This window comes from Phyllobacterium phragmitis (assembly GCF_002980495.1).
Classification (GTDB): Bacteria; Pseudomonadota; Alphaproteobacteria; order Rhizobiales; family Rhizobiaceae; genus Paramesorhizobium; species Paramesorhizobium phragmitis.
The window spans coordinates 21,627-30,103 of sequence record NZ_PVBR01000035.1 but is presented as its reverse complement, the minus strand read 5'-3'; the positions used below and the strand labels follow the sequence as shown (position 1 = coordinate 30,103).

The following is an 8,477-nucleotide window of genomic DNA, read 5'->3' as shown; positions in this document are numbered from 1 at the left end:
GCTCGCACAAGGCAAGTCATTCAAAGAGGCTTTTCCCGATCTCCACGCAAGCATTCAACGTTCCCGTGGCCGGCCACCCGTCGAAAACCCGAAACAGCAGGTTTCGCTACGCTTATCACCGGATGTCTTGGCAAAGCTCAAGGCGACCGGGAAAGGCTGGCAGTCGCGGGCCGATGAAATCCTACGGAAAGGCGTTGGCCTGTAATGCTAAAAGCCAGAGACCGGCGTACCGATGCTCTGGCTTTGAACTCGTGCAAATTTTGCACCGGTTGAGCACTATGCATTTTTTGCATATTGCTCCGAGCCGGTCGGATGCCGCATGGGTCGCGGGAATGTCGGTCGGTGAGAGTAGGCCTCAACCATCTCCGAGTATCTTTGGCCATTCCAACAAGCACGGGAATGGAAGATATGGACAACACCTGCATTTCGATCGGCTCCATTCAAGCCGAAGGCAAGCCACCGATCTACCTTGTTGCTCTCAAGAACGAGCACTGGAGCGTCGTCGTTGAGCGGTTCCAACGATGGGATGATGCAAGCACATTTGCAGCGAGCTTCTGTGATGGCTGCCGGTGATCCAAATATTGCTGCGAAGCTCCCCGCAAACATTCGCGCCGATGTGGTGAAGGGCGCCGGGTTTGTCACCGGCATATTCGCCTAAACCACTCTCGCCGCTTTCACTCCTTGCGTGGCGCTGGAATTCTCATCTCAGGATGATCCCGAGGCTTTGCATCAGCTGCCATCCACGCGTGCAAATCCGATGTTATTGATTTGCCTGTCTGTTCTGCCCCGATCTGGGCGGATCGTAAATACCCGTCTTCACGCAACAATATTTCGCTGTTGAGCAACTTTGTTTCAATTTCTTGTAATGATTTGCTATTCCAGTCGTGGCAAGTTCGTTTCTTCCACTGGATTTTGTCGGGATTTTTCCGATTTCGGTTGGAGATATAGCGCTGCCACTCCCATCCGCGCGCTTTCACCATGGCATAAGACAGCAGACACTTGCGCCGGCCGTCCGATGGAACGAAATCAATCACCCACTGAAATGCCTCCTCCATGCGGGTAATCCGCTCGCGCGTCGTCTTCGCCCTTCGCTCAATCTCCTTGCGCCGATCGCTTCGAACGCGTTTGAAGTGTCGCCCCCCGTCAAATATCTGATCGTGCACTTCCATCGCCCATGTCTCTCTTTCGCTATGGAAGTATTCAGGCATCGCGGATCCAAACGCCTTGGGCCCGATGCGCACCGGTAGCGCCTGGTCGGTTTCCATCGCCTCGATTAGACGCTCGAGGACCATTTCAGATGTAGGGGTCAAGCCGCTTCTCCTTTGTCGAGTTCCATCCAGATCATGACGGCCATTGCATCGGCCCTCTTGGTCATATGCTCCCCTTCCCCCATAGCTGCCCGTGTGGCGGCTTTTCTGATCCCGGACAGATCGATGCCGGAAAATCTCTTGATGACGCGCTGCCGGTCCGCGTCGTCGGCGTGGTGCGCCTTGAGATAACGAGAGACTGCCCAGAGGACATCCGAATAGAAGCATGTCGGGTCCGATGCCTGGATACATCGAAAGATCAGCCCGACATGGTCTTGGCCGTATCTCCGTAGAAGGCGCGCGATGTTGCGGCCGCGGTAAATCGTGTTCGACGGTCGCGGTTCCATTGCTTGGCTGATCGGCCGAACTCTGATGCCGAACCCCTCCGCGAACGTGTGAACGTTTATTCCTCGTGTCCTCGTCACGCGGGTTCCTTTCAGACGGAATAGGTAAGTTGCTGTGTAATCGGGTTCTGCTCTGGGTACTCGATTACGGACTGCCGGCCGACCTCTGCTAATTCGTCGGCGCGTTCGTTTCCCTTGACGCCGATATGACCTTTCACCCAATAGAGGCGCACGGGAACCGCGGTCAGGGCTTCATCAAGGGATTTCCACAAGTCAGAGTTGGCCAGCGGCTTATCGGGCCCGCGCTTCCACCCTTTGCGCTTCCACCCGATCCGCCACTCGTTGCAGCCCTTGACGGTATATTGGCTGTCCGAGAGGATCTTGACCGGCTCGACAATCCCCCGGCCGGCGAACCAGCGGAGCGCCATAAGCGCCGCGGTCATTTCCATGGTATTGTTCGTGGCATTGAGGTCGCCGCCGCACTCGTGATGAATTTCCTCCCCATCGCGATAGACGACGAATGACCATCCGCCGATTCCGGGGTTTGGCTCGCATGCTCCGTCTGTATAGATCACGAGGCCGGGCGAGTATTCTGGCACCTCTGTAACCTTCCGGGCAGCCTTCGCATTTTTCCCGGATTTGTGCCGTCCCGAAACGAGCGCCCTCACCTTCTCAATCGGAAGGCTGACCATGGCGACCTCCAGACGGCCTGTCGCGCGCGCCGCGAATTCCAGTTCCTTCCACACCTGCTTCTCAAGCGTCTTCATCGTTGCCTCCTTCTGCCAGGGGTCCGCGGGGTGCGCTGCGTTCGAGAAGGGCGCGGAAATCAGAAACGGCAAGATCGAGTAGGGTTACATCACCATATTCTGGATGTAGGACCACGATTTCCGTGTCATCGGTGAAATCGTTGATGATATCCAGCACCCGCCGCACCTCGTCGCGGTCGATCTCCGGTACTTGCGGCGCAGGGGCTTGGGGTGTGGCGAGGGCGGAGAGAGCGGCGCGTATCAGGCGCTCGCACTCGCTGCGGCGCATCGGTGGGTGAATGTTTGCCATTTCGAGCATTGCAGCATCACACGAGGTTTTCAAAATAGCGTTCATGCGGCCTTCCTCCGCTTCCTGCAGCGCTGGAACCACGTCGAGGCAAGTCCCTTCCAGGCGGGACAACCATGCGTGGCCGCAAAGCGCTTTGCCTCTGCTTCGGCTGCGCTGCCCATTGTGATGATGGTGGCTGTCAGGTCTTCGCCCTCGACCCCGAACTCATCATCGAGCAGCAACGCCTCCGTCGCCTTGATGTGATTGGCCGATATCGGCGCCAGATCGGCCTTTCCCAGAACCTCCAGAATTTGGCGAGCCCGCATCGCGCCGCGCCGGCCGATAACGGCCTGAATGGCAGAGATCGCCACGCAGTCGCCCGGCTTAAATCCAGCGCTTGCGTATTTCGGGATACGAACGCCGGCGCGCTGGCACACCTGTTGGATCGTCAAGGCGTCCTCGTCTTCAGCGGCTAGACCGGCGAAGAACAATTCCAGCGCCGAGACGTTCTTCCGGTTCTTGTTGATCTCTACGAAGATCGAGGCTTCAGAGTGAACGTCGTCCGCCCTCACGATCACGGCAGGTACGTGCGTCACCTTCGGATGGCGCTTTGCCGCCTCGAGCCGGTGCTGGCCGTCGGTAGCGTGATATTTGCCGCTCTCCTGTGGCACGATAACGAGTGCGCCGAAGGACTGCCACGAGAACGATTTGAGAATAGCTTCGACGCGCGCCAGATCGAGCGGCCGCTGATAAAGGGGATCGGCCTCGATCAGTTCGGGAGCGATCCAGTCGAGAACAGGCATGTCGCCAGGGTCTGGAAGCTCGCAATTATCATAATCGGTCATGAGCGCCCTCCGTAGATATGCGGAAGCGCTGCCTTGATCTTCTTCCGGGCGGCTTCTCGTGTCTTTGCCTCAAATGGTGCGATCAGTCGCCGGGCTTCGCGGTCGATGGCGTCGTCTGCAACTTTTCCGATCGAGAACAGCTTGTCGCGAAGAGCAATCAATTCGCCTTCGGTCCGAGCGGTGGCAACGACACTGAAGCGGCTACGGCGTTTGCCATCCGATGTTTTGAACGTCTTTGCGGTGACCTTTCCAGCGGCTACGACGTCAAAAAGTTGGGAACTGCTCCACATGTAATCCCATCCGGACCCGCGGTATTGGAGAAGATCAAGAGTATCGAGCAAATCACCCCAGGGAGGGAGACATTCATCCCTGTACAGCATCACGAAATCGCCGGTTTCAATGGGAACGAAAGCTGTCATGCGGCACCTTTTGGGGTTTGAGCGGCTGACTTTTTGGCAATTTTCCCACAGTTGGAGATTGCTTCGGACAGCCATGAAATCACTATTTCCAGTGAGCGATCGACGTTGAACTTAGTAGATGCCAGATTTGGAACGCTGAGCCATGGATGCCGGCCTTTGACGCAAAATTCTGTTTCTGCGAGGCAGTCGACAATCCGCTCTAGGTGCAATTCGTCGGCCTCCGTTCCGCGTTCGATGATTTCTCCATCCAAGGCCTTCCACGCGACCTTGACGCCGCCAAGGAGCTCGTAATACCGGCGAAGCCACATGGCGTAATATTCGAGGCATTTGTGAAACGTTCGGGCACCGTCGGCTTTTCGACGGGCGCTATAGGCATGGCCGCGCAGAACCGTAAGCCATTCGCCCAGCTCGACTGCCAGCGCCGACGCGGCCGACTGCCGGCGGAATTCTAAGACGTTCGTCATACCTGCGCCTCCCGTGCTTTCTGGAGGGCGGCAATCAACGCCTCCAAGTTGGGTTGGCCAAAGATATGAACAGACGATTCCCCGCCACCATCGAGGCACGTTTGATTGATTGAAATGCCGCCGTCGAAGAACTCGAGCGTGATGCCGGCCTGTCGCGGGATGGCGATAAACTTTCCGTCGGTTGACATTCCTTCACCCTCTTTCATGCAAGCCTCCGTTTTCTGTTCTCTGGCTGCGGGCGCGGCGGCAACGGCTCGCCGCCACAAGTTCCAGATTGGATGATGTGTCTGGAAGCAACGTCCCGCGCTGCGCATGTGAATTTTTCGATTTCTCCCCCGATTTCCTCATGGGGCATTCCAAGGCGGAGGAGATCGGCGATCATCTTCCAGCCCTCTATTTCCATGCGTTTGTTGCCAGCCTCGTAACCATGGACAACAAAGGTGTCCGCGATGCTCAGGAGAACGGCCATTCGCCTGGAATGGGGGAACGCCACGACGACTGCCGAGGGTGCCCACTCAAAAAGCTCGAGCTGCGTCATGCCGCAAAACTCCTCTGCTGATCGACCATTGATTTGGTGAGTGTGCCAGCCATCAAACGACGCCGAAAAAATACCTCTATGCCTTCTGATACCTTGACGCCGGCGAGGAGGGCGGAAAGCAGCCTGTCGGCTTCATCGCAACTGGTAGGGGCAGGGAAAACGAAATCATCGTTGTCAGATTGATAAGAGGGAGAGCCGTAACCTGAGACGGTAGAGCCACTCTGGATAGGGTCTTCCTCTTCAGAGCCATAACCTCTAAGGTTTCCTCTAAGGTATTTGGGGTCAATATCTGACCCCCTGTCCGGCCAATATTTGACCCCCCCTTCACTTTGCGTGGGGTCAATATCTGACCCCCTGTCCGGCGAAGCCCGCTTCTTCTTCCTCTCATCTTCTCTTCGGGCGGCCTCAACCTGTTTGAGATACTCCGTGGCTTCGCAAACATGCATTTGCACCCGCTCCCAGTGGGGGTTCTCGACCCGGTACTTTTCGCAGCCATCTTTCGTTTCGCCGATCCGCACCAAATAGCCGTTTTCGACAAGCAGCCGTCTTGCGGTTCGGGCTGTGGTCTTTGACTTGATGCACGCTCGCGCCATCAGTGTTACGGTCGATGCAAAAGCCGGTTTCGGCTTCAGCGTCCTTTTGTCCAAAGTGACAAACTCCAAGTAGACTGAAATCACAGCCAGACAGGGCGCTTTGACTAGGCGAGGATCGGCCCGGACAGTCTCGATCGTCGCGAACTTGAAGCGAGCTAGATCGCGAAGAGCAATCTGCAAAGGCGACAGTAAAGCCGATGGATCATCAATGACTTCACCGGTTTCGAGATCTATAGAAGCTGGGCGGCCGTTCATTCGACATCCCCTCTTCCCCGGAGCAGCGCCGCCAATGCCCTCATGGCTTCATCGGAACAGAGGTAGGTGCCCACAAGCACGCCACTATTGTCGTCGTACAGCGCGAACCCGGTGACTGCGGCGATGTCGATCGCGAAGATGATCATAGCGCCGCCCTCCCCGCGATGATCCAGAGAACGCAGACCGCCATGCCGATGATTGACCAGAACAGAACTCTTTCTGCCGGGTGACGCCGGGGCAAAAGCCCCAAGCGTTCGGCTTTCGCCGTATCCAGAATGCCGGAACCGGCCCGATAAAGTGCGGTGCTGGCCTGAAGCAACAGCAGCGCTGCAGTGACGCGGAGGAGCCTCATGCGTTCTTCTCCTCGATAAGAAGCATCTCCACGCGATCAAGCGTTAGCACGGGCATAAGGGCCTCAGGCGTCGGCATCGATTCCAGAAAGAGCCGTGCCTGATCCGTCGTTAGACCGCCGACCATTATTTTTTCTTGAGTTTCAACTGACTGGCGCTCGATTGCGGTACGGGCAGATTTCTCAACGGCCTCGATCTGCTTCATGGCAACACGGCGCATCTCGGCGCGCTCGGCCTTGGATTCGTTGCGACCCCTTGCGTGCCAACCCATGGATAGCATCGGCGCAAACTGCCGCGGAATACCGAGACGTTCGCATTCGTAGGCAACCTCCTTCTGCGCAAGCTCAACAGCCTTCGTGGCGACAAGAGTTGCGCGCTCCCATATTTCGTTTTCGTCATACGAATAGCGGCGATCAAGCTGCTTTTCGAAATCGGCGGCGAGAATGGCAGCTCGTTCTTTTGCAGCCGATTTCGCCACCCGCTCTCGCTGGCGAGCAATTTTGATCAGGGTTTCACGGTCAGCCCGCGTCATTGCCTCGGTCATTTCGCACCTCCGAGACGAGGTGTTCCGGCAATGCTAAGCTCGATCTGCCCGGAGAAATACTGCGCAACCCGAATTATCGAGGCAACTCTGTCAAGCTCTGTGTCGCGCTTGCCGTCCCGCTCGTACGGCATATCTCGAAGGACGTCATAAGCAGCATCGATCAGGGCGCGCAAGTCGCCGAAATCTATTTCAAAATCGTCAAGAATGGCCTTGCTCATGACGTCACCGCCTTTCCGCTCATCAGTTCGATCTCGGCGGCAAAACGCCCCCTGACGCCGTTGATGTGCTCCACGATGGCCGGGAGGCAATGTTCGACGTTCTCGGAGTTGCTGAGCGCGCACCAGATTACGTCGAGTTCGTCGCGCAGTTGGGCAAGGCTATCGATGCAGTCGAGGGGAATGGTGCGCGTGCTCATGCCAGCACCTCATCGTTGAAGGCTTTCACCAAATCGCGAGCCATGAAGTCGGTCTGGTAAGCGGCCCAAACAATCCGGTTCAACTCTTCGGGCGTAAGATGGAACATATCCTTGCTGCCGGTCACGCTTTCATGGGTGCTGCTAAAGGAATGCTCGATCAGATTGGCTGCGATATTCGCCATGCTCGATAGGTCGTTAATCGCCCCTTCGAGATCGACCGTTGCCGGGGCGGCGGAGGTTGTGCTATGGGTTTCCATGTTCTGATATCCTTTTCTGAGGTTGGAACCGTGGTCCGGAGAGGTTGCTGCCTCTGCCGGGCCTTTTGTTTCTTGGATGCGATTGGAGGTCATGAGCGCCTCCGGGAAACAAGCGTGAGCTTCCGTTGCCCTTGGCGCTCCTGTGCATAGTTCTTCGCTGTCATCAGCAGGCCGTTCTTCAGGCATACCGAAGCTTTGTCAGGATCGAACAGGCGAACTGCGTTGCCGCCAATGTCGGCGCGGCCTGCGTTTTCGATTTGGCAGCCCATTTCGGCGAGACGATTGCCGAACCAGACGGCCGCACCTTTCAGCCTGGGCAGGCTAGCTTCCCGCCAGATCGTCCCTGCCGTTCGGCCGGAACGGACAAGGAGGCTCCCCGACGTGATCGTCCCGCGAACGAGGCCCGGAATGATCTCGACGAGTTCCTTATGGATGATGCCCTTAACGATGCAGCCGATTGCTCTGCGGGTCGCGGCATCAAGGTCGGTAACCGTTACATGCTCGGCAGCATGCGAGCGGCCAATTGCCCTGCCGAAGAAGTGATTGAACAGGACGTCAGCGGCTTCATTTTGGAAAAGGATGACACGCGAACGCGTCTCTTCGTCGGGTACGCGTTTCGGGTTTATGGTCGCAAGCCAGAAATGGATACGATTGAGCGGAAGGACAACGGTTTCCTGCAACCCTCCATCGCTCGCGAAAGGTACCACCCTTACGGTGGGTGCCAGCACGGGATGAGAAGATAATTTTATCCTCTGCTTTTCCCAATTCAGGCCCACCCCTTCGACAACCGGCTTCATCGCCACCAACGTCGTCTCCGGCGTATCGCCGGCGATGACCTGAAGGCTTGTGCCATGGAAGGGGATCGTGGTGATTGCGTTCATGCGGCGCTCCCGAACGCTGTTTTCAGACCGAGCTTTTCAGCCAGCGGCGCGACCGGAACCATGATCCTGCCCCCGATCTCAATTGTTGGTATCTCCCCGGATTTTGCGGCGTTGTAGGCGGAATTCCGTGCAAGGCCGAAAAACAATCGGCCCGCGTCCGGAACAGAGATCGTTGGTCGCGATAGCGCTTCTTCAAGTGTCATAACCGCTCCTGTTTGGTTAGTATCGTG

At 57.0% G+C, this 8,477-nt stretch carries 20 protein-coding genes; 2 read left to right on the top strand and 18 right to left on the bottom strand.

Features of this window, described 5'->3' with window-relative positions; genetic code table 11:
• The coding region (locus C5748_RS25800; protein WP_105745713.1) for a BrnA antitoxin family protein at nt 1-205 on the top strand (205 nt) is incomplete at its 5' end.
• A gap of 300 nt (nt 206-505) precedes the next feature.
• On the top strand, nt 506-658 hold the full coding sequence (locus C5748_RS28360; RefSeq protein ID WP_158259936.1) for a hypothetical protein: 153 nt from the start codon (nt 506-508) through the stop codon (nt 656-658).
• A 16-nt stretch (nt 659-674) separates the two neighbouring features.
• On the opposite strand, the gene C5748_RS25795 is transcribed toward C5748_RS28360, so the two are convergent.
• From C5748_RS25795 to C5748_RS25715, 18 genes are all read right to left on the bottom strand, one after another.
• Nucleotides 675-1,310 (bottom strand): hypothetical protein, encoded by a 636-nt coding sequence (locus C5748_RS25795; protein ID WP_245581980.1) that lies wholly within the window; start codon nt 1,308-1,310, stop codon nt 675-677.
• On the bottom strand, nt 1,307-1,654 hold the full coding sequence (locus tag C5748_RS25790) for a hypothetical protein (protein ID WP_105745709.1): 348 nt from the start codon (nt 1,652-1,654) through the stop codon (nt 1,307-1,309). Before C5748_RS25790 ends, C5748_RS25795 begins: the two co-directional genes overlap by 4 nt.
• Before the next feature lie 89 nt (nt 1,655-1,743).
• Nucleotides 1,744-2,418 carry a ribonuclease H family protein gene (locus C5748_RS25785; protein ID WP_245581979.1) on the bottom strand — a complete coding sequence of 225 codons (675 nt, stop codon included), beginning with the start codon at nt 2,416-2,418 and terminating at the stop codon, nt 1,744-1,746.
• The gene (locus tag C5748_RS25780; protein ID WP_105745707.1) at nt 2,405-2,752 is read right to left on the bottom strand and encodes a hypothetical protein; all 348 of its coding nucleotides are present in this window, start codon (nt 2,750-2,752) and stop codon (nt 2,405-2,407) included. The genes C5748_RS25785 and C5748_RS25780 overlap by 14 nt, the downstream gene beginning before the upstream one ends.
• The gene (locus C5748_RS25775; RefSeq protein WP_105745705.1) at nt 2,749-3,531 is read right to left on the bottom strand and encodes a ParB/RepB/Spo0J family partition protein; all 783 of its coding nucleotides are present in this window, start codon (nt 3,529-3,531) and stop codon (nt 2,749-2,751) included. The genes C5748_RS25780 and C5748_RS25775 overlap by 4 nt, the downstream gene beginning before the upstream one ends.
• Nucleotides 3,528-3,950 (bottom strand): hypothetical protein, encoded by a 423-nt coding sequence (locus tag C5748_RS25770; RefSeq protein ID WP_105745703.1) that lies wholly within the window; start codon nt 3,948-3,950, stop codon nt 3,528-3,530. Before C5748_RS25770 ends, C5748_RS25775 begins: the two co-directional genes overlap by 4 nt.
• Nucleotides 3,947-4,414: a hypothetical protein gene (locus C5748_RS25765; RefSeq protein WP_105745701.1), complete on the bottom strand. Its 468-nt coding sequence runs from the start codon at nt 4,412-4,414 to the stop codon at nt 3,947-3,949. The genes C5748_RS25770 and C5748_RS25765 overlap by 4 nt, the downstream gene beginning before the upstream one ends.
• Complete coding sequence (locus C5748_RS25760; RefSeq protein WP_105745699.1) at nt 4,411-4,620, bottom strand: hypothetical protein; 210 nt, start codon at nt 4,618-4,620, stop codon at nt 4,411-4,413. Before C5748_RS25760 ends, C5748_RS25765 begins: the two co-directional genes overlap by 4 nt.
• Nucleotides 4,617-4,952 (bottom strand): DUF6074 family protein, encoded by a 336-nt coding sequence (locus tag C5748_RS25755; protein WP_105745697.1) that lies wholly within the window; start codon nt 4,950-4,952, stop codon nt 4,617-4,619. Before C5748_RS25755 ends, C5748_RS25760 begins: the two co-directional genes overlap by 4 nt.
• A complete protein-coding gene (locus tag C5748_RS25750) occupies nt 4,949-5,800 on the bottom strand; it encodes a hypothetical protein (protein WP_105745695.1) in 852 nt (283 codons plus the stop codon). Before C5748_RS25750 ends, C5748_RS25755 begins: the two co-directional genes overlap by 4 nt.
• A complete protein-coding gene (locus C5748_RS28355; RefSeq protein WP_158259935.1) occupies nt 5,797-5,946 on the bottom strand; it encodes a hypothetical protein in 150 nt (49 codons plus the stop codon). The genes C5748_RS25750 and C5748_RS28355 overlap by 4 nt, the downstream gene beginning before the upstream one ends.
• Entirely contained in the window at nt 5,943-6,152 is a 210-nt protein-coding gene (locus tag C5748_RS25745) for a hypothetical protein (protein ID WP_105745693.1), read from the bottom strand. Before C5748_RS25745 ends, C5748_RS28355 begins: the two co-directional genes overlap by 4 nt.
• Complete coding sequence (locus C5748_RS25740) at nt 6,149-6,694, bottom strand: hypothetical protein (protein WP_105745691.1); 546 nt, start codon at nt 6,692-6,694, stop codon at nt 6,149-6,151. Before C5748_RS25740 ends, C5748_RS25745 begins: the two co-directional genes overlap by 4 nt.
• Nucleotides 6,691-6,912 carry a hypothetical protein gene (locus C5748_RS25735; protein ID WP_105745689.1) on the bottom strand — a complete coding sequence of 74 codons (222 nt, stop codon included), beginning with the start codon at nt 6,910-6,912 and terminating at the stop codon, nt 6,691-6,693. Before C5748_RS25735 ends, C5748_RS25740 begins: the two co-directional genes overlap by 4 nt.
• Complete coding sequence (locus C5748_RS25730; protein ID WP_105745687.1) at nt 6,909-7,109, bottom strand: hypothetical protein; 201 nt, start codon at nt 7,107-7,109, stop codon at nt 6,909-6,911. Before C5748_RS25730 ends, C5748_RS25735 begins: the two co-directional genes overlap by 4 nt.
• Nucleotides 7,106-7,459: a hypothetical protein gene (locus tag C5748_RS25725; RefSeq protein ID WP_105745685.1), complete on the bottom strand. Its 354-nt coding sequence runs from the start codon at nt 7,457-7,459 to the stop codon at nt 7,106-7,108. Before C5748_RS25725 ends, C5748_RS25730 begins: the two co-directional genes overlap by 4 nt.
• Entirely contained in the window at nt 7,456-8,247 is a 792-nt protein-coding gene (locus C5748_RS25720; RefSeq protein ID WP_105745683.1) for a phage antirepressor N-terminal domain-containing protein, read from the bottom strand. The genes C5748_RS25725 and C5748_RS25720 overlap by 4 nt, the downstream gene beginning before the upstream one ends.
• On the bottom strand, nt 8,244-8,450 hold the full coding sequence (locus tag C5748_RS25715) for a MerR family transcriptional regulator (RefSeq protein WP_105745681.1): 207 nt from the start codon (nt 8,448-8,450) through the stop codon (nt 8,244-8,246). Before C5748_RS25715 ends, C5748_RS25720 begins: the two co-directional genes overlap by 4 nt.
• Nucleotides 8,451-8,477 lie beyond the last annotated feature (27 nt).

Bases quoted from the DNA above. Each gene is read 5' to 3' on its own strand.
- C5748_RS28355 (WP_158259935.1), bottom strand. From the start codon at position 5,946: ATGATCATCTTCGCGATCGACATCGCCGCAGTCACCGGGTTCGCGCTG.
- C5748_RS25760 (WP_105745699.1), bottom strand. From the start codon at position 4,620: ATGAAAGAGGGTGAAGGAATGTCAACCGACGGAAAGTTTATCGCCATC.
- C5748_RS25740 (WP_105745691.1), bottom strand. From the start codon at position 6,694: ATGACCGAGGCAATGACGCGGGCTGACCGTGAAACCCTGATCAAAATT.
- C5748_RS25750 (WP_105745695.1), bottom strand. From the start codon at position 5,800: ATGAACGGCCGCCCAGCTTCTATAGATCTCGAAACCGGTGAAGTCATT.
- C5748_RS25770 (WP_105745703.1), bottom strand. From the start codon at position 3,950: ATGACAGCTTTCGTTCCCATTGAAACCGGCGATTTCGTGATGCTGTAC.
- C5748_RS25775 (WP_105745705.1), bottom strand. From the start codon at position 3,531: ATGACCGATTATGATAATTGCGAGCTTCCAGACCCTGGCGACATGCCT.
- C5748_RS25715 (WP_105745681.1), bottom strand. From the start codon at position 8,450: ATGACACTTGAAGAAGCGCTATCGCGACCAACGATCTCTGTTCCGGAC.
- C5748_RS25785 (WP_245581979.1), bottom strand. From the start codon at position 2,418: ATGAAGACGCTTGAGAAGCAGGTGTGGAAGGAACTGGAATTCGCGGCG.
- C5748_RS25765 (WP_105745701.1), bottom strand. From the start codon at position 4,414: ATGACGAACGTCTTAGAATTCCGCCGGCAGTCGGCCGCGTCGGCGCTG.
- C5748_RS25755 (WP_105745697.1), bottom strand. From the start codon at position 4,952: ATGACGCAGCTCGAGCTTTTTGAGTGGGCACCCTCGGCAGTCGTCGTG.
- C5748_RS25780 (WP_105745707.1), bottom strand. From the start codon at position 2,752: ATGAACGCTATTTTGAAAACCTCGTGTGATGCTGCAATGCTCGAAATG.
- C5748_RS25735 (WP_105745689.1), bottom strand. From the start codon at position 6,912: ATGAGCAAGGCCATTCTTGACGATTTTGAAATAGATTTCGGCGACTTG.
- C5748_RS25720 (WP_105745683.1), bottom strand. From the start codon at position 8,247: ATGAACGCAATCACCACGATCCCCTTCCATGGCACAAGCCTTCAGGTC.
- C5748_RS25790 (WP_105745709.1), bottom strand. From the start codon at position 1,654: ATGGAACCGCGACCGTCGAACACGATTTACCGCGGCCGCAACATCGCG.
- C5748_RS25725 (WP_105745685.1), bottom strand. From the start codon at position 7,459: ATGACCTCCAATCGCATCCAAGAAACAAAAGGCCCGGCAGAGGCAGCA.
- C5748_RS25745 (WP_105745693.1), bottom strand. From the start codon at position 6,152: ATGAGGCTCCTCCGCGTCACTGCAGCGCTGCTGTTGCTTCAGGCCAGC.
- C5748_RS25730 (WP_105745687.1), bottom strand. From the start codon at position 7,109: ATGAGCACGCGCACCATTCCCCTCGACTGCATCGATAGCCTTGCCCAA.